Origin of the sequence: Paraburkholderia aromaticivorans, assembly GCF_012689525.1 — a bacterium.
In the GTDB taxonomy this organism is placed as follows: domain Bacteria; phylum Pseudomonadota; class Gammaproteobacteria; order Burkholderiales; family Burkholderiaceae; genus Paraburkholderia; species Paraburkholderia aromaticivorans_A.
In genome coordinates this window covers 2,546,777-2,565,255 of the sequence record NZ_CP051515.1, presented here as the reverse complement: position 1 = coordinate 2,565,255, position 18,479 = coordinate 2,546,777, and the positions used below count along the sequence as shown (strand labels likewise).

At 63.7% G+C, this 18,479-nt stretch carries 17 protein-coding genes; 3 read left to right on the top strand and 14 right to left on the bottom strand.

From position 1 onward, the window contains the following. From bcsA to bcsD, 4 genes are all read right to left on the bottom strand, one after another. A complete protein-coding gene (gene bcsA / locus HF916_RS23335) occupies positions 1–2,205 on the bottom strand; it encodes a UDP-forming cellulose synthase catalytic subunit (RefSeq protein WP_168791159.1) in 2,205 nt (734 codons plus the stop codon). Continuing rightward, positions 2,202–2,990 (bottom strand): cellulose biosynthesis protein BcsQ, encoded by a 789-nt coding sequence (gene bcsQ / locus HF916_RS23330; RefSeq protein WP_168791158.1) that lies wholly within the window; start codon positions 2,988–2,990, stop codon positions 2,202–2,204. Before bcsQ ends, bcsA begins: the two co-directional genes overlap by 4 nt. Continuing rightward, positions 2,987–3,913: a cellulose biosynthesis protein BcsP gene (bcsP, locus tag HF916_RS23325; RefSeq protein WP_168791157.1), complete on the bottom strand. Its 927-nt coding sequence runs from the start codon at positions 3,911–3,913 to the stop codon at positions 2,987–2,989. The genes bcsQ and bcsP overlap by 4 nt, the downstream gene beginning before the upstream one ends. Positions 3,914–4,090: 177 nt before the next feature. Then, on the bottom strand, positions 4,091–4,546 hold the full coding sequence (gene bcsD / locus HF916_RS23320; protein ID WP_106304586.1) for a cellulose biosynthesis protein BcsD: 456 nt from the start codon (positions 4,544–4,546) through the stop codon (positions 4,091–4,093). Positions 4,547–5,099: 553 nt separating this feature from the next. Between bcsD and HF916_RS23315 the strand changes: the two genes are divergently transcribed. Then, positions 5,100–6,245, top strand: coding sequence for a diguanylate cyclase (locus tag HF916_RS23315; protein WP_168792123.1), 1,146 nt, complete (start codon positions 5,100–5,102; stop codon positions 6,243–6,245). A 118-nt stretch (positions 6,246–6,363) separates the two neighbouring features. Next, entirely contained in the window at positions 6,364–8,697 is a 2,334-nt protein-coding gene (locus HF916_RS23310; protein WP_168791156.1) for a bifunctional diguanylate cyclase/phosphodiesterase, read from the top strand. A gap of 59 nt (positions 8,698–8,756) precedes the next feature. On the opposite strand, the gene hpaI is transcribed toward HF916_RS23310, so the two are convergent. The 7 genes from hpaI to HF916_RS23275 form a co-directional block, all read right to left on the bottom strand. Further along, positions 8,757–9,560 carry a 4-hydroxy-2-oxoheptanedioate aldolase gene (gene hpaI, locus HF916_RS23305; protein ID WP_168791155.1) on the bottom strand — a complete coding sequence of 268 codons (804 nt, stop codon included), beginning with the start codon at positions 9,558–9,560 and terminating at the stop codon, positions 8,757–8,759. Positions 9,561–9,580: 20 nt separating this feature from the next. Further along, positions 9,581–10,384, bottom strand: a complete 804-nt coding sequence (hpaH, locus tag HF916_RS23300) for a 2-oxo-hept-4-ene-1,7-dioate hydratase (protein WP_168791154.1) — start codon at positions 10,382–10,384, stop codon at positions 9,581–9,583. Between the two features lie 20 nt (positions 10,385–10,404). Continuing rightward, positions 10,405–10,806, bottom strand: a complete 402-nt coding sequence (locus HF916_RS23295) for a 5-carboxymethyl-2-hydroxymuconate Delta-isomerase (RefSeq protein WP_168791153.1) — start codon at positions 10,804–10,806, stop codon at positions 10,405–10,407. Between the two features lie 20 nt (positions 10,807–10,826). Continuing rightward, on the bottom strand, positions 10,827–11,690 hold the full coding sequence (gene hpaD, locus HF916_RS23290; RefSeq protein ID WP_168791152.1) for a 3,4-dihydroxyphenylacetate 2,3-dioxygenase: 864 nt from the start codon (positions 11,688–11,690) through the stop codon (positions 10,827–10,829). Between the two features lie 73 nt (positions 11,691–11,763). After that, entirely contained in the window at positions 11,764–13,221 is a 1,458-nt protein-coding gene (gene hpaE / locus HF916_RS23285; RefSeq protein ID WP_168791151.1) for a 5-carboxymethyl-2-hydroxymuconate semialdehyde dehydrogenase, read from the bottom strand. Positions 13,222–13,301: 80 nt separating this feature from the next. Then, positions 13,302–14,060: a fumarylacetoacetate hydrolase family protein gene (locus HF916_RS23280; protein WP_168791150.1), complete on the bottom strand. Its 759-nt coding sequence runs from the start codon at positions 14,058–14,060 to the stop codon at positions 13,302–13,304. After that, positions 14,057–14,830: a fumarylacetoacetate hydrolase family protein gene (locus HF916_RS23275; protein WP_168791149.1), complete on the bottom strand. Its 774-nt coding sequence runs from the start codon at positions 14,828–14,830 to the stop codon at positions 14,057–14,059. The genes HF916_RS23280 and HF916_RS23275 overlap by 4 nt, the downstream gene beginning before the upstream one ends. A 180-nt stretch (positions 14,831–15,010) precedes the next feature. Here HF916_RS23275 and hpaR point away from each other — a divergent pair, with 180 nt between their 5' ends. Further along, positions 15,011–15,418 carry a homoprotocatechuate degradation operon regulator HpaR gene (hpaR, locus tag HF916_RS23270; protein ID WP_168792122.1) on the top strand — a complete coding sequence of 136 codons (408 nt, stop codon included), beginning with the start codon at positions 15,011–15,013 and terminating at the stop codon, positions 15,416–15,418. Between the two features lie 61 nt (positions 15,419–15,479). Here hpaR and HF916_RS23265 read toward each other — a convergent pair whose 3' ends face one another. The 3 genes from HF916_RS23265 to HF916_RS23255 all read right to left on the bottom strand — a co-directional run bounded on the left by HF916_RS23265 (position 15,480) and on the right by HF916_RS23255 (position 18,353). Next, complete coding sequence (locus HF916_RS23265; protein WP_168791148.1) at positions 15,480–16,619, bottom strand: DSD1 family PLP-dependent enzyme; 1,140 nt, start codon at positions 16,617–16,619, stop codon at positions 15,480–15,482. Positions 16,620–16,639: 20 nt separating this feature from the next. Further along, positions 16,640–17,311, bottom strand: a complete 672-nt coding sequence (locus tag HF916_RS23260; RefSeq protein WP_168791147.1) for an HAD family hydrolase — start codon at positions 17,309–17,311, stop codon at positions 16,640–16,642. Positions 17,312–17,447: 136 nt separating this feature from the next. Beyond that, on the bottom strand, positions 17,448–18,353 hold the full coding sequence (locus HF916_RS23255; RefSeq protein WP_168791146.1) for a LysR family transcriptional regulator: 906 nt from the start codon (positions 18,351–18,353) through the stop codon (positions 17,448–17,450). Positions 18,354–18,479 lie beyond the last annotated feature (126 nt).

The following is an 18,479-nucleotide window of genomic DNA, read 5'->3' as shown; positions in this document are numbered from 1 at the left end:
TCAGTCTTTCGTTTTTAGCTTCTTGACGTCCATTGGACGGCTTTTCATCGAACTGCGAAGGTCGGCATAGAGATGCTCGAACAGACCCGCGATGCCGCGCGCGCCCACCGTCAGCACATGCGACAGGCCGCGCAAAGGTGTGTCCTGCTGCCGTCCTTCCGCCCAGCCGGTCCAGGCGTCGGCGCGTGCAAAGGTGGTCTTGACGAACTCGTACTCCTGCTCGCGCGTCATCGCCGAGAAGCGCAGGCCCACGCGGCCCGGCGCGGTGAAGCCGACGGTCGCGGGGAACGCGTATTCCTCGTCGCCGCGAAAGAGCGACACGGTCACACGTTCGTGCATCGGCACCTGAATCGCGGCGGGCAGCGCCACGCCGACGCCGCCTTCCGAGTAGTCGATGGTTTCGCAGGCAAGCGTGCGGCCGGTCGAGAACTTCAGCATCACGGGCATCTGCATCGCCACACGATGCACCGCGCGAATCTGCCGGCGCTCGCTCGCGGCGGCCACGCTCGCGCCGAGAATCAGCATGTTGTACGTGGTCCAGCCGAGATTAAGGATGGTGGTCTGCACCACGCTGCGCACATGCCAGTTCAAATAGATGTGCACGATGCCCACGCAGAAGCCGATCAGATTCAGCAACAGCAGGAACAGATAAGGACGTGAGATTGCCCAGTCGAAATAGTTCTTCTCGATCTGGCCGCCCTTGGCCGTCACGTTGAACTTGCCGAGCTTCGGGTTGATCAACGCGAGCAGGGTCGGCGCGGTGATGTACGAGGCCAGCACCGATTCGTACACTTCAGCCCAGAACGAATGGCGGAACGAGCGCTGCATGCGCGAGTTGGTGATGCTCGCGTGCATCATGTGCGGCAGCGCGTAGATGGCGATCGTGCTGGCGGCGGCTTCGATCACGTGCGCGCCGAAGAACAGATACGACAGCGGCGCGGTCAGAAACACCAGACGCGGGATGCCGTAGAAGAAGTGCATCATCGCGTTCAGATAGCACAGGCGCTGGCCGATTTTCAGACCCTTGCCGGTGAGCGGATTGTCGATCCGGAAAATCTGCGTCATGCCGCGCGCCCAGCGAATCCGCTGGCCGATGTGGCCGGAGAGACTTTCCGTGGCGAGCCCCGCGGCTTGCGGAATCGCCAGATACGCGGTGGTGTAGCCGAGACGGTGCAGCTTCAAAGCGGTATGCGCGTCTTCAGTGACGGTCTCGACCGCGATGCCGCCGATCTCCTCGACCATGGTCCGGCGCAGCAACGCGCACGAGCCGCAGAAGAAGGTGGCGTTCCACAGATCGTTGCCGTCCTGCACAAGGCCATAGAACAGTTCGCCTTCGTTCGGCACCTTACGGAAGGTGCCGAGATTGCGCTCGAACGGGTCGGCGGAGAAGAAGTGGTGCGGCGTTTGCAGCATCGACAGCAGCTTGTCGCGCAGGAACCAGCCGAGGCCGATCTGCAGGAACGAGCGGGTCGGAATGTGATCGCAGTCGAAGATCGCGAGGTATTCGCCGCTGGTGATTTTCAATGCTTCGTTGATGTTGCCGGCTTTCGCATGGCGGTTGTGCGTGCGGATCGTCCAGTTGACGCCGACGTCCTCGCAGAACGCCTTGAACTCGGGGCGGCGGCCGTCGTCGAGTACGTGGATCGAGATCTTCTCGGCCGGATAGTCGAGCGCGAGCGCGGCGTAGATGGTCGGCTTCACCACCGAGAGCGGCTCGTTGTAGGTCGGAATGAACACGTCGACGGTCGGCCATTGGTCGCGCGAGGCGGGCAGCGGCATCGGCGTGCGCTTGAGCGGCCAGGCGGTCTGGAAATAGCCGAGCAGCAGCACGATCGTCGAATAGACTTCGGCGGACACCAGCAGCAGACCCCAGCCGGCGTCGAGCGGATGCTCCCAGTAAGTGGTCGCGGTCAGGCGCCAGTACATATAGCGGCCCGAGGTCAACACCGAGAGCATGATCATCACCATCGTCGCGTAACGGCCTTGCAGACGGCGGAACATCAGCGCGGTCACGAAGCAGCAGGTCGCGAACGTCAACTGTTCGTAGAACGCGAGCGGCACGGTGAACACGAAGTACAGCATCACCAGCGCGAACAGCGTGACGAGTCCCGTGACGATGCGGCTGTTCCAGAAACGCGCGTCGACGAAGCGTTCGAGCCGCGATGGCTCGGCGGGCTCGAGGCCCGGCGATGGAGACGTACTCATGCGACGTTCCTCGGCGAGACGGCGATCGCGTCGAGCGCCGCCAGCAGCCACGCGCCACACGACTTGAAATCGGCGGCCGCCTGGCTGAGTGGATCGTAGTGAATCAGCGTGGTGTCGCACGCGAGCGCCTCGCTCACACCTTCGTCCAGATGGATCACGCCGGGGAACAGCTTCGTGCCGAGCATCTGGCGCAGCACCTTGAGCACGTCTTTGGTCAACTGGCGCGACTGGTCGATCTGGTTGATCACATAGCCTTCGCCGCCGAATTCGGCGCGCGGCGCTGCGTACGCTGCGATCAGCCGCTCCATCAGCGGAATCGCGGCGTACGACGCGGCGTCGGCGAGCACCACATTCAGCGTGAAAGTGGCCGCGCACAATGCAGTGCGGACATAGGCGGATGAACCCGGCGGCGTGTCGATGATCACGATGTCGGACGCGTCGAGCCGCAGGTTCTGCAACGACTGCGCGAGCCAGCGCGGCTCCTGGTCGATGTGCGCTTCGAAGCGGCGGCGGTCGTCTTCGAGCAACGCGCCGTAGGGCAGCACGGTCACGCCGTCGACGCCGTCGAACATCACGGTTTGCCACGGATCGCCCGTCAGCGTGGCGCGTGACAAGCCGTCGATGCTGTCGAGCGGCACACCGAAGTGCAGGCGCAGCGCGTTCTGCGGGTCGAGGTCGAGCGCGATCACACGCCGGCCGCCGGCGGCCAGCACGGAAGCGAGATTGGCGGCGAGGGTGGTCTTGCCGACCCCGCCTTTGGCGGACACCACCGCGATGACTTTCATGAGCGACGAGGGCCGTTGATCAGCCACGAGTTGGAGGTGGCGGGCGTGGCGGCGCGCGCGGCGCCGGCCGGTGCTGCGGCGGGTTGAGCGGGGCTGCCGCGCAGGCGGTCGAAGACCGATTGCAGTGGCGCGGATTCGTCGCTGGGCGCGGCCGGTTGCGGCGGCGCGGGTGCGAATGCGGGTTCCGGCGCGAAGAGCTTGCCGAGGATCGAAGCGGGTTGCGTCGGCGCGGCGGGTGCATTCGGCGCAGTCGTGCTCGCGTAAGCACGCGCAGGCGTCGGGGTCTGCGCCCAGTTCGGAACGGCGGAAGCGACCGTTTGCATCACCGGTGGCCGCAACGGAATCGCCGGCGGCACGGAAGCCGGTTGCGCGGCGTGAGGCACGGGGGCGAGCGGCGCTGTCTGTGCCGGAATCGCAGCCGGCGCGAACGGAGTCGCAGCCGCCGCGCTTTGTGCTGCCGGAGACGCAGCCGGCGTGGTTTGTGCAGCCACCGGCGCGACAGCTCCCACTCGGGCCGCACCGATTGCCGCTTGCGGCGTCGCGTCATTTTTCGATTCGAGTTCGCCAAAGCGCGACGCGCCTTGCGGCACGGTCACTGGAGCGGCCACGGCGACCGGCGGAATGTCCCGCCGATGCGAACGCGTGAACAGCGGCGCCTTTGCGCGCGTGACAGAGGCTGCGTCTTTTGGCGTGGTGTCCTGACGATCGACGGCCACCGGCGCCTCGACCGCCTGCGACTGAGGCTTGGCCTCGCGACGCTGCCCGATGGCGGGAATCGTCGGCTGGGTCAGATCGAGCGTCACCAATAGCGGCCAACGGGTGCGCGCCGAACGCGCTTCGTTTTCGCGGCCGATTTCCTGGTACGCGTTGGCGTCACCGCCAAAATGATCGAAAAGTTTTTCGATGTCGCTCGATGAGCTCATAGTGCCGCCGTCTTGTTCATGACTTGCCTTGTCCCGATCCTAACTTGTGTTCGCGGCGCTGAAACGCTGGTCCTGCTTCATTGCTACTTCACTGCTACTTCACGCGCACCGGTCTGGCGCGTTCCTCTACTGCGTGTTGCTGCTTTGTCTATTCGCAACGCGGCCGACGCACTTCGTTCAGGCAGGATGACGGCCCAACCGGAACTCGATCGCGGTGTCCTCGCTGTACCCACTCGTTTGCGCGACCGACAAGCCTTGCGCGCCCAACGCGCTCAGCCAGGTCTGATACACGCCTTCGAGAAACGCCGGCGTCCACGCAAGCGCCGCGCCGCCGAATGCCTGCAACGGCGCGCAGTAGTGAACGATGCGCAGCGACTCGGGTTCGTCCGCCAATTCGACGTAGCCCCAATCCATTTCATGCCAGTACAAATTTAAGGTCCGTGCGAGTTCGGCGGTCGAGTCGCAGGCGGGCAGCGGATGGGCCGCCGCAAACCGGCTGCCGACGCGGTGCATCAATTGACGCAGTTCGTCGCGACCGATCTGCGCTTCGAACTCGGTGGCCAACGCGGTGAGCATGCCGCGCCACTGCGGCGAGATTTGGCGTTCCAGCAGGTAATCGAGAATTGGGACCATGTTTTCCGGGAAATGGCCGTTGCTTCAGCCGCTTAAAAAAATTAGATGCCACGACCGGGTGCAAAGAAAAAGTGTTGCCGGAAATGGCGTATTGCACGCGGCCTAGGTTAGTTTTACCGGGTTGTCTAGTCTGTCCACCACACTTCGAAGCAGTCTACTTAAGACATTAACTTTTAGCCACTTCCCATTCGTCTGGTTATACGCGCAACTGATTGCAGCGGATGCATTTTCGATTAAGTAATTTTTGCTGCTTGAATCGCCTGTTCGCTTATCCATCATCGATGGCCGGTAAGAATGCATCCGTCATGACGCTATTAACGGCTAGCTTGGCTAGTGATTAAGCGTTTTCGTTTCGTGATAAATGCCACGCTTCACGATTGCGGGAAGCAGCGGCATCGCTATCGCGGGAAATTCTTTCTGAATCTTTCGAGGTCCTTGCACGCCCAATTTTTGTCCGAGCCGCTAAGCTTGCGAACTTGCATCGGGCTGCGCATGGAAAAAGTACGTGCGTACGTGGCGCATGCCGACGATGCCATTTGATTCATTCACTGCAATGCTCAATCCACTCAGTATTCTTCTGGTCACCGTATTGTCGAGCGCCATGGCGATGGCCGTGCTCGGCTCGTTGTGGCGCGCGGCGATTCCCGGCGTCGGTTACTGGATCTCGGCCAACGCGATCGCGATCGTCGCGTTGCTGGCTTTCGCCTTGCAAGGCCATGCGTCGCGCTGGCTGACCTTCGTGGCGTCCAACGTGTTGCTGGCCGCATCGCTGCTGCTGGTGGTCGAAGGCTGTTTGCGCTTTCTGGGGCACCGCGCGCGCCCGTGGCCGGCTTACGTCGGCCTTGTCGTCGTGCTGTTCGGCATCTCGTACTGGACCTTCGCCGCGCCGGACTTCAACGCGCGCGTCGCGCTGGTGTCGGCGTTTCACGCGGGCCTCTATGCCGCGCTCGCCGCGCTCATGCTGCGCGGCCGTCCCGCGAACCGGCCGCGCTATAGCTACTATTTCCTTGCGGTGGCAGCGATGCTGCTGTGCGCCGGGCACACTTCGCGCGGGCTTATGTACGGCTTCGGTTTGCTGATGCAAAGCGGCCTGCTGCAAGTGTCGCCGTCCAACATCATTTTTCTCGCGCTCGGCATTCTTGCGCCGCCCTGTCTTTCGATCGGCGTGGTGATGCTCGCGCACGACCGCCTCGCCGAGCGCCTCGAACGGCTGGCCAATGTCGACGACCTGACCGGCGCGCTGTCGCGCCGCGCGTTTCTCGCGATCGGCGACGCGCTGCTGAACGCGTCGCTGCGAACCCGCTCGCCGGTGACGCTGGCGATCATCGACATCGACTCGTTCAAGGCCGTCAACGACAACTACGGCCACGCCGCGGGCGACCAGGTGCTGAACCACTTCGCCACCTTCGTCGCCCGCAACCTGCGGGCCGGCGATGTGTTCGGCCGGCTGGGCGGCGAGGAATTCGGCGTGCTATGCCCGGCCACCACCACCGCCGAAGCGGTGAGCCTGCTCGACCGTCTACGGGGTCGGCTGGCCGGGGCCGCGTCGGACGAGTTGCCGCGCGGGCTGCGGTACACCTTCAGCGTCGGCGTGGACCAGCTGCGGCGCGATGAATCGCTCGCCCAGTTGATGGCGCGGGCGGACGGCGCGCTGTATGCCGCCAAGGCGTCGGGCCGCAATCGCGTGATGGCGGCGTAGGGCGGAGGGCCGCGGAGGAGAAATCTTCGTTCTATTTGTGTGGAAGGCATAAATATTTGTCAGACATTTGCCGATATCCATTGGCAGAGTGACCGGAACCAGCCTGATATCTATCAATATGCTTTCCACCGCAACGCAGCACCCGTCCGACGCCGGTTTGCGCGATCGCTTCCACCGGCGCGCGCTCGAGCATCAGCGTCCGCTGTCCACCGTGACCATGGGATTCACCGTGGTCGCGTTCCTGTGCTTCGTCGGGGCGCGCAATCTGGTCGACGGCCCGGCCGCGCCGCTCGCCTACCGGCTCACGTGCGCGCTGCTGCTCGCCTTGCTGGTGCTGGCGATTCCGCGAGCCAGGTCGACGTGGAGCTTCGGCTTGATCGGCGTCGCTTACTCGCAGGTGCTGGTGGCGGGCCTGGCGATGAATATCGTCGGCGTCGCGCAACCGCTGCTGTGGACGCTGCCCGCGATGGTCGTGATACCGATCTGCGCCGCGCCGCTATGGCTCACGCCGACGCAATTCGTCACCGGTAGCGTGCTGTTCTATGCGACGGCGTTCGCGCTGCTGTTCGGCGCGCCGCCGACGCATGACGTCGAGACCGTCGCGTGGATGTGGATCGCGGCGATCGGCGTGCCGACTTCCGCGGTGTTTCACTTCGGCTTCTACCGGTTTCGCCGCAACCACTTTCTGCTGGAGAGCCAACTCGCGCAACTCGCCGCGACCGATCCGCTGACCGGCCTGCAAAACCGCCGTGCGTTCGTCAAGCAGGCCGAGCGCCGCCTCGACACCGTCACGCCGGATACGCGGATCAGCGCGATCTTTCTCGACATCGACAACTTCAAATCGCTGAACGACCGCTTCGGCCACGCGATCGGCGACCACGCGCTCTACCAGGTCGCCCAGGTACTGATGGAAGAGGTGTCCGCGGACGACAGCGTGAGCCGGATCGGCGGCGAGGAATTCGCGCTGCTGCTGCGCGACGGTCTCGCCGGCGCGCTTCACGTGGCCGAACGGCTGCGCCATGCGATTGCCGCGATCGAGCGGCCGGACGGCCGCCTGACCGCGAGCTTCGGCGTGGCCGAGCACCGCAGCGGCGAAAGCATCATGGTGCTGCTCGATCGCGCCGACGAAGCCTTGCTGCGCGCCAAGCACTCGGGCAGAAACCGGGTGTGCGCCGAGCGCGCGCTGCCGCGCGAGGCGCTGCAACTGCTGGCCGACGACGGATCCGACGAGGGCGGGGCGGCCGTGCGGCGGCATCGCTGGGAGGAGTACTACCTCACCTCGCATTTCCAGCCGCTCTACAGTTTGTCGCATCAGAAGCAGGTGGGATTCGAGGCCTTGCTGCGCGGCGAGCAGGACGACGGCACGCTGGTGCCGCCCGCGGTGCTGTTCGCGCCCAGGCCATCGAGCGACGAAGGCGCGCTCGACCGCGCGAGTCACGTCGTGCATCTGGCCCATGCGCGCAAGTCGCTGCCAGACGACGCGTGGCTCTTCCTCAACATTCTGCCGGCCACGTTCATTGCCGAAGGCTACGCCGATCAACTGGCGAAAATCGTGCGGGCGGTGGGGCTCGAACCCGAACGGGTGATTCTGGAGATTCTCGAATCGCACGGCGGCAGCGTCGACGACATGTCGCGGGCGGCGGCGCTGTATCGTCAGCACGGTTTCCTGATCGCCGTCGACGATTTCGGCGCCGGCCAGTCGAATCTGGACCGACTGCTCAGGATTCGCCCGGACCTCGTCAAGCTCGACGGCGAACTGATTCGCGCGAAGGGTCACGGCACCGAGCAGCCGATTCTGCCGAAGCTCGTTTCGCTGCTGCACCTGGCGGGGATGCTGGTGGTCGTCGAAGGCGTGGAGACCACGGAGGAACTGATTCTCGCCGTGGAATCGAATGTGGATTTCGCGCAGGGCTATCTGCTGGGGCGGCCGGCTAAAGAGATCGCGCCGCCGGAGTCGGTGCACCGGCGCATCGACGAGGCTTTCGATGTGATCGCGCAAGGGAGGGCGCATCAGTATGCGTTGTTTGAAACCGAAGTGGAGCCTTACCGCGTTGCTTTGCGGCTCGCTGCCGACGCCCTGCTGGCCGGTGTGATCATGGAAGAGGCGTTCGCTCCGCTGGCGAGGTTCGATCGCTGCATCAGCTGTTTCGTCCTCGACGACTCGGGCAGGCAGATCGGTCTCGAGGTGCAGGGGCCGGCGTGGAGCACCGACGGGGCTTCGCTGCAACCCGTGGCGAATCCGCGCGATGCGCGCTGGGATCATCGGCCGTATTTCCGCAATGCGGTGTTGTTGCCGGGTGTGGCGGTGTCGAGTAATCCTTATCTTTCGCTGGCGAGCGGCAGGCCGTGTATCGCGGTGACGCTGGCGCTGCAGTTCGCCGCCGAGCGATCCGTGATCGGGGTGGAGCTGGACTGGTCGGCGTCGGGCTTGCCGTGGCCCGCGGGGGAGTAAGGCTTTTCCTTTCCTTTTCCCACAGCGCGGGCCCGTGTGTTTCCTCTGAATGGGTCCGGTCAGTATCCGCCCTTGGGCGATGCCGCCATCGTCGCAGTCTTTTTATACGACGCCGCCAGGTCCGCCGCCGCGCGGCTCAGCAAACCGGTGTCCGTGCCGACTGCCACAAAGGTCGCGCCTGCTTCGAGGTAGTCGGCGGCGATCGCGGGATCGGGTGCTAGCACGCCTGCCGCTTTGCCCGCGCGCAGCACGGTCTGGATGCCGTAGCGAATCGCGTCGCGCACACTGGCGTCGCCAGGTGTGCCGAGCAACCCCATCGACGCGCTAAGGTCCGACGGACCGAAAAACACGCCGTCGACGCCATCCACCGCCGCGATCGCCGGCAGATTCCCCATGCCCTTCACGGTTTCCACCTGCACCAGCACGCACAACTCGTCGGCCGCCGTGTTCAGGTAATCGGGTATCCGGTTCCAGCGCGATGCGCGCGCCAACGCACTGCCCACGCCGCGAATGCCTTGCGGTGGATAGCGCGTGGCCGCGACCGCGTCGGCGGCCTGCTCGGCGGTGTCGATCATCGGCAGCAACAGTGTCTGTGCGCCGATGTCGAGCAATTGCTTGATCAGCGCGCTGTCGCTGCGCACCGGACGCACCACCGGATGCGAGGCATACGCGGCTACCGCCTGCAATTGCGCGAGCGTGCTGCGCACGTCGTTCGGCGCATGCTCGTTGTCGATCAGCAGCCAGTCGAAACCGGCGGTGGCCAGCAACTCGGTCACGTAGGCGTCGGCGAGCGCGGCCCACAGGCCGAATTGCGGCTTGCCTTCGGCGAGGGCGCGCTTGAATGTGTTTTGCGGGAGGGACATGTCGGCTAACTCAAATGAGCTCAGATGAAATTCAAACCGATGCCGCCGAGCGGACCGTAGTCGACGTGGAACGTGTCGCCCGCGCGCGCGGCGATCGGACTGGTGAACGAGCCGCTCAGGATCACGTCGTTCGCGTTGAGCGTTTCGTCGTACGGAGCGATCTTGTTGGCGAGCCAGGCCACGCCGTTGGCCGGATGATTCAGCACGGCGGCCGCGAGACCGCTTTCTTCCACCGCGCCGTTCTTGTAGAGCAACGCGCCGACCCAGCGCAGGTCGACATCCAGCGGACGCACGGGACGGCCGCCCAGCACGATGCCCGCATTCGCGGCGAAGTCGGAAATCGTGTCGTAGACCTTGCGCGGCGCCCTGGTTTCGCGGTCGAACTGTTCGATGCGCGCGTCGATGATTTCCACGGCCGGCGTCACGTAAGCAGTCGCGTCCAGCACATCGAACAGCGTGACGCCGGGGCCCTTCAACGGCTTGCTCAACACGAACGCCAGTTCCACTTCCACGCGCGGCGCAATGAAACGGTCCGCGCGAATGTCCTGGCCGTTTTCGATGAACATGCTGTCGAGCAGCGGCGCGTAGTCGGGCTCGTCGATCTGCGACGAACGCTGCATCGCGCGCGAGGTGAGGCCGATTTTGCGGCCCTTGATCACGTGGCCTTCGGCGAGCTTGAGCTTGACCCACTCGCGTTGAATCGCGTAGCCGTCCTGCACGGTCATCTGCGGATAGGCGGCGGAAAAGTGACGCAGTTGCGTGCGCGTTTTCTCGGCGTGGTCGAGTTGTGCCGCGAGGTCGCGGATAGTCTGTTCGTCTAGCATGATGGATTCTCTCAGTGCCGCTATTCAGCCTTCAGGCGTGCGTGCAGGTTGTTGTGTTTCCACGTACCGGCTTCGCTGAATTCGTTGATCTCCAGCGACAACGCCAGACCGTGCTGTTCGAATTCAGTGGCGAAGTGCTGCTTGATTAGCGCGAATAGCGCGTCGCCGGTGGCCTTTTTGGCGGCCTCGGAGCGGCCTGCGCCGATCTTCAGGTTCGCATGCAGAAAGGCGGCGTCGGCGCGGCCATCGGCGATGCAGTACTGTTCACAGCGCAACGCGCGCACGCGGATGCCGCCGAGCGGATAGATGCGCTGTTCGTTCTCGCGTTGCGCGTCGAGGCACTGCGCGAGCGCCTGGCACAGTTGGCCGATGCTTTCTTCGCCGGCGAGATTGGTGCTGTATTCGAGTGTCAGATGCGGCACGGTGAACTCCTTGCTTGGTATCAGGCGGGCAGCGGTGTAACGGGAAAGATCGCGTTGATCTGGCCGGTGCCCGAACTGCCGAAGTACGGCGTGACGACTTCCACCTTGCCGTCGTAACGGTCCCAGCCGAGCGCGCCGAGCAGCATCGCGGTGTCGTGCATGCCGCCTTCGCCCCAGCATTTTTCGTTGTAGAGCGGCAGCATTTCGCAGAACGTCTTCCAGTCGCCGGCTTCCCACAAGTCGACCACCTTGCGGTCCATCTGTTCGAGAAACGGATTCCACACCTTATGCATGAACTGCTCGGCCGTGCCGTTGTTGGCGAAGTGATGGCTGAGCGATCCGCTCGCCAGAATCGCCACGGTGCCGTCATAACGCTCTTCAATGGCCTTGCGCACCGCGAGGCCGAAGCGCGCGCTGGTGTCGAGGTCGTGCCACATGCACCAGCCCGCGACCGACACGGTCTTGAAGCGCTGATCGCCATTCATATAACGCATCGGCACCAGCGTGCCGTATTCGAGTTCGAGCGTGGTCTCGCTGTGCGCGCGGCTTTTCACGCCCATTTCGTTGGCGACTTCCGCAATCAGGTTGCCGAGTTCGACATTGCCCGGATACGCGTACGGCATGTTCTTGATGAAATGCGGCAGTTCGTTGCTCGTGTAGACGCCTTCGAACTTCGGCGCGCAATTGATGTGGTATTCGCTGTTCACGAGCCAATGCACGTCGAACACGACGATCGTATCGACGCCCAGTTCGCGGCAACGCCGGCCGATTTCATGATGGCCGTCGATCGCCGGCTGACGGCAGCCTTTATGCGGACCGTCGAGTTCGGACAGATATAACGACGGGACGTGAGTCACTTTTGCTGCCAGCGCGAGTTTGCCCATCGCGGTCTCCTATTCGGTGTGGCTGACTCCGCGCGGGGCACCCAAGCCCTGGCGCACGAAGCGTATTGGTGACTCAAGCGCCCCAGCGCGGAATGTGATGCGAGCCTAGCGACACGCAGACATTCTTCGGTTCGAGAAACACTTCATAGCTCCACGTGCCGCCTTCGCGGCCCACGCCCGATGCCTTGGTGCCGCCGAACGGCTGGCGCAGATCGCGCACGTTCTGGCTGTTGACGAAGCACATGCCGGCTTCGACGGCGGCGGCAACGCGCAATGCGCGGCCGCTGTTCTCGGTCCAGATATAGCTCGACAGGCCGTAGGAGATGTCGTTGGCGAGTTTGATCGCGTCGGCTTCGTCGTCGAACGGAATCAGGCACGCGACCGGGCCGAAGATCTCTTCCTGCGCGATGCGCATGCGGTTGTCGACATCGACGAACACGGTGGGCTGAACGAAGTTGCCTTTGCGCATGGCGTCGGGCAACTCCGGCATGTCGAGGCCGCCGCATGCGAGCGTCGCGCCTTCTTTCGGGCCGAGTTCGATATAGCTGCGCACTTTTGCCAGATGGCCCTGACTGATCATGGGGCCGACAATGGTGCTGTCGGACAGCGGATCGCCTACCGTCAAACGCTTCGCGCGCTCGATGAAGCGCTCGGCAAAGCGCGCGTAAATTCCCCGTTGCACGAGAATGCGCGAGCCCGCCGTGCAGCGTTCGCCGTTGTTCGAGAAGATCATGAACACGGCGGCGTCGAGCGCGCGTTCGAAATCGGCGTCGTCGAAGATCACGAACGGCGACTTGCCGCCCAGTTCCATCGAAAACTTTTTCAGCCCCGCGGTTTGCACGATGCGGTTGCCGGTCGCCGTCGAGCCAGTGAACGACACGGCATGCACGTCCGGGTGCGCGACCAGCGGCTCGCCGGTGTCCTTGCCAAAGCCGTGCACCACGTTCAGCACGCCGGCCGGAATGCCGGCTTCCAGCGCGAGGTTGCCGAGCATCGAGGCCGTGAGCGGTGACAGTTCGCTCATCTTCAAGACAGCGGTATTGCCGAACGCGAGACAGGGCGCGACTTTCCAGGTGGCCGTCATGAACGGCACGTTCCATGGGGAGATCAGTGCGCACACACCGACCGGATGGAACAGCGTGTAGTTCAGATGCGTATCGGTCGGATACGTATGCCCATCGACGCGCGTGCACATCTCGGCGAAGTAGCTGAAGTTATCGGCGGCGCGCGGCACCAGTTGCTTGCGCGTCTGCGAGATCGTCTGGCCGGTGTCTTTCGTTTCGGTCTCCGAGATCTCCGGCACGTTCTTCGCGATCAGTTCGCCAAGCTTGCGCACCAGCTTCGCGCGTTCCGCAGCGGGCTTGGCGGCCCATGCGGGAAACGCGTCCTTGGCGGCGCGCACGGCGGCATCGACTTCTTCCGCGCCGCCTCGCGCGACTTCGGTGAGCACCTCTTGCGTGGCCGGATTGACCGTTTCGAAGTAGTCTTTCGCCGCGCTCGCTTTACCGTTGATCAGATGTTCGATTCGCATTGCCTTGTCCTTTCTCTTTTTTGCTGTCGAGCCGGAGTTAGTGCTTCAGCGGCTACTCCAATCTCATGTAAAACAGTCGATCAGGCGCGGTTGAAGTCCGCGTCGGATGCAATCGTATTGACGAGACGGCCCAAACCGTCGATTTCGCAGACCACTTCGTCGCCTGCATTGACGTTGACGATGCCTTCCGGCGTGCCGGTCAGGATCACGTCGCCGGGCGCGAGGGTCATGAAGCTGCTCAGGTATTCGATCAGCGCCGGGATGTCGGTGACGAGATCGCGCGTGTTGCCGTGTTGCTGACGCGTGCCGTTCACGAACGTGCGCAATTCGAGTTGCGTCACGTCTTCGACGTCGGCGGCGTCGACGAACCAGGGGCCGAGCACGGTGCCGCCGTCGCGATTTTTCACGCGCAGGTTGGGGCGGTAGTAGTTTTCCAGGTAGTCGCGGATCGCGTAGTCGTTCGCAATCATGTACCCCGCCACATGCTGCATGGCGTTGTCGCGCTTTACGTTTTTCGCGGTTTGCCCGATCACCACCGCCAGTTCGCACTCGTAGTGCATGAAGGTGACGTCGGCGGGGCGGCGCGTTACGCCGCGATGACCGAGCACCGTGCCCGGTCCCTTGAGAAACACGAGCGGCTCTTCCTGCTTGTTGAACTGCAATTCCTTCGCATGCTCGGCGTAGTTCAAGCCGAGCGCGAAGATCGTGCCGACCTCGATCGGCGCGAGCCACACCACTTCATCCTCGCGACGCACGCGGCCATCCGCGAGACGCACGCCATTGGCGTCGGGATAGGCTTCGTGAATCGCGCCTGCATACGCAACACGGCCGCGCATCATGGCTGTTCCCCTTCTTGTTCTTCGGCGCCGACGAACGACACCGTGAGAGGCGGCATGGCGCCGATCGACAACGTGGCCGTGTCGCCGATATGCGCGACAGGCGAACCATGCGGCACGCCGAGCGTGATGACGTCGCCCGCGCTGAGCGTCATGAAATCGGTCACGTCGGCGAGCAGTTGCGCCACGTTGCGTACCGACGACGCGGTGCCCGCCGTGAATGCGTCCTGCGACCCGAGTTGAACCCTGATCGCCAGGTTGTCCGGCGTCGCAACATGATGCGACGCAACCACGGCTGGCCCGACGACGCAGAAACCGTCGCGCGCCCGGAATCGCACCGATGGCCGGTACACGCTCGCATGCGGCACGCTGAGATCGGCGACCAGCATGTAGCCGGCGATGTAGTCGAACGCCTGCGCCACGCTGACCCGTGTTGCAGTGCGGCCGATCACGATGCCGAGCGACGCACCGACTTCCACGCCCAACGCATCGTCCGGCACGACGACCCGCGCGCGATGCCCGGCGAGCGTATTGCGCGGCTTCAGATAGAGCACTGGCGCTTGCGGCGGCGCTTTATACGGCGCGGCGTGCACCGCATCGCCCAACGCTGCGAGCGCGGCGCGGTCATTCAGCAAGGTTCCATAGACAGCGCCGCGAATCGGCGCGCGGCAGACGGTGCCACGTGCGAGCAGCGCGGCTGCGGTGCGCGCATCCACGTCGCGCGGCAACGCCTCGCCCTCGGGGTGCAGCAGATGATCGGCAAGTGCAAACATAAATTAGCTGTCTCTCGGCAAAAACACTAACATGTTAGTAGTATTGCGCTTGATATCATTCATGGTCAATAGCCTGTCGGCTGATCGCGGGTTTTCCCTTAAGTTTCGACGGCTGCTTTTAAATCATCTTCCAACATGTCCGCTTCCGCCTCGACCCGAGTTTTGCACCGCAACCTGCCGATGCTGTTGCTGCGCGCCAGAGAAAAAATGATGGAGCGGTTTCGTCCGTTGATTACCGCGCATGGATTGACCGAACAGCAGTGGCGCGTGATTCGCGCGCTCAATGAGCACGGCCCGATGGAGCCGCGCCACATCTCCGATATCTGCACGATTTCGAGCCCGAGCATGGCCGGCGTGCTCGCGCGCATGGAGAGCATGGAACTGGTGACCAAGGAGCGTTTTGCCGAAGACCAGCGGCGCGTGCTGGTGTCGCTGACGGACACGAGTGTGGAATTGGTGCGCGTGATTTCGAAGGATCTCGAAGCGCATTACCGCGAGTTGGAGCGCAAGGTGGGACCGGAGATCGTCGAGCGCGTGTATCGCGCTGTCGACGATCTGTTGGCGGGTCTGGAGGAAGAGGAGGAGTGACGGAGCGGCTCAGCGGCGCGAGTCGGGTGTCGCGGTGTTCGCTGCGCTGGCGCCTCTCGCTTCACCAGCCGTGAAAGCGCCGCCACTCCACGCTGTTGCCGTCCGGCGTCACCGCGTGATACTCGGGAAACTGCGCGCCGGTAGCGCACGCGTGATTCGGCAGGATGCGCAATTTCATGCCGATCGGGAAGCGCTGCGTGACATCGTCGCCGGCGTCCGCGTTTTCCACTGTTGGAGAAAGAATGCCGTGCTCCTGATTGGCGCCGCTGACCACGTAGCCGGGCAGCGGCGTGCCGTTCAGCAGACACGGCTGGCCATAGGCGAAATCGTGCGACTGCTTCGACGTGCCACGATCCCGGCTCATCGCCATCCAGCCCGCGTCGAGAATCGCCCAGCCCTTGTCCGCCTGATGACCGATCACGGTGGCGAGCACGCTGAGCGCGATGTCGTCGAGCGCGCATACCCCGACGTTGTGCATGACGAGGTCGAACAGCACATACACACCGGCGCGCACTTCCGTGACGCCCTCTAATTGCGTGGCGGCGAGGGCAGTGGGCGTCGAGCCGACGCTGACCGCCGGGCAGGTAATGCCGGCTTCGCGCAATCGCTGCGCTGCACGCACGCAGCCCGCGCGTTCCTGCTCAGCGAGCGCGGCGAGTGCTGCCGGCGTATCGAGCTCGTAGCTCGAACCGGCATGGGTCATCACGCCACCCACCCTGACGCCGTTCTCATGCAGAATCCGGCCGACTTCGAGCAGCGTGTCCTGCTCCGGTGTGATGCCTGAGCGGTGCCCGTCCGTATCCACTTCGATCCACACCTCGAAGGTTTCGCCGTGCGCATCGCCGAATGCGGCGATGGCCGAGGCAGCGGTCGGATTGTCGACCACGAGCTTCAGATTGCAGCCCTGGCGGCGCAGCGCGAGCGCTCTCGGCAGCTTCGACGGGGCCATGCTGACGGCGTAAAGAATGTCGTCGACACCGGCGGCGAAGAACGCCTCCGCTTCCTTCAACGTCGAAACGGTGATGCCGCGCGCGCCGGCGGCGATCTGCGCGCGGACCACGTCGATGCATTTGGTGGTCTTCACGTGCGGACGAAACGCGACGCCGAGCGTGTTCATATGCCCTTGCATTCGCGCGATATTCCTTTGCATCCGTGCGATGTCGATCAACGCGGCGGGGGTTTCGATCTGGTCGAGTTTCATGCTTTCACCGGGAAATGGGGTCATGCGTGGTCATACTGGATTGTGCCGAAGCGAGCGAGCCACGGAACGAGCGAATCCAGCGTCGGTGATTGGATCTCGGGCGGCTGCGCGCCGGTTACGAGCGACAGGCCGACGCGGTTGTGCCAATACGTCCGCAAGCCGACTGCGGCGGTGCCGAACATGTCGTAGCTGGAGCCGGCGACGAACGCGGCTTCATGAGCTTGCACGCCGAGTTTTTCGAGCGCGAGGCGGTAGGGCAGCGGGTCCGGTTTGTACACGCCGGCCTCTTCGGCGGTGACGATCGCGTCCCAGCGGACCGGCAAGAGATGGGCCGCCTGTGTGCCGAGACGCGTGGAGCAGTTGGTGACGACCGCCAGCTTGCAATGCGGTGCGAGCGTTTGCAACGCGTCGAGGGCGCCGCTCCACGGCGCGAGCATCAGCCAGTCCGCTTCGAGCGCAAGCGCGGCGGATTCGGGCAGGCCCACTTGTGCGGCGGCTTCGCGCACCAGTTGTTCATACGTAATGTATGAGCCACAGCCGTAGGTCAGCCGCAGATAGGCGGCGCGCCATGCAAGGCCCGCCGGTTCGGAACCGGCCGCGCGATTCCATGAGGTCCACGAGTCGAGCAGGGCGGTCAGGAGATCGAACAGGACCGCTTTGGGATAGGCGGCAGGCACGGAGGCAAGAGTCATGATTGATTTGACCAGCAGCGGACGGTGAGCTGATTATAAAGTTTCATCAGCGGCGCGGCGTTCAGACGGTTTAATTCATAGATTCAGCCAGATTGAATGATTCATTTTGCGACTACGCGCAAGCGGTTTTGAACATTCATCGCCGCCAGGGCGGCTGCGGCCTGAACCTGCTTTGCAAATACTGCATGAAATGGCGGGTGCGCGCCGGCAGGCCCGCGCGTTGATGCGTAAGCGCCATGACGTCGGCATCGGGCGCTTTCCATCCGGGCAGCAAACGGACGAGCTTGCCCTTTGCGATGTCGTCGGCCACGTCCCATTCGGAGCGTAGGATCACGCCGCGTCCTTCGCATGCCCACTGACGGATCACATCGCCATCGTTGCAACTCAAATGGGCGGAAACGCGCACGCTGCGGCGTGTGCGGCCCTTACTGAACTGCCACAGCGAGACATCTTCGTTGTTCTCGCGCAGCACGATGCAGGGCAGCTTGCTCAATTCATCCGGAGAATCCGGCGTGCCGATTCGCTTGATCAGCGCGGGTGCCGCGCAGACGAATCGCGCATTCGGTGCAATCGTGTAGCCGATCAGATTCGACACCGGCAATTCGCCGATATGCACGACGATATCGAAGCGGTCCATCGTCTCGGTCAGAGGCTTGTCGGATAGCGTAAGCGCGACGTCGATATCCGGATTCCGCTGCTGGAAATCGGCAATCGCGGGCGCGAGGTGCCGCCGCCCGAACCCCAGCGGCGCATTGATCTTCAGCGTGCCGACGAGTCCGCCGCGGCGCATCTGCAAGTCTTCGAACAGCGCGTCGAACTGCTGGACGAGGTCGGCGCCCCGTTCGCACAGCAGCGTGCCTTCTTCCGTGAATTGCAGGCGGCGTGCCGTGCGGTTCACCAGTTGCGCGCCCAGTTTCTTTTCCAGTTGCTGAAGACGCTGCGTGACCGCCGAGGGCGACAACCCCAGCTTGCGCGCCGCGGCGACCAGGCTGCCGCTTTCGCGCAGCGTCAACAGGAAGCGGATATCGGCCGAATCGTTCATATGAGCGACATTTGAGTTCGGAAGTCTGGCAGCTTAAAGTGTTTGGACTCGCGGTTCCAGTTCAGTCTGGCACGCGCGCCAGCGCAATGCGGTGCGGCTTGCAAGGTAAAGTGATGCTTGCCGTCA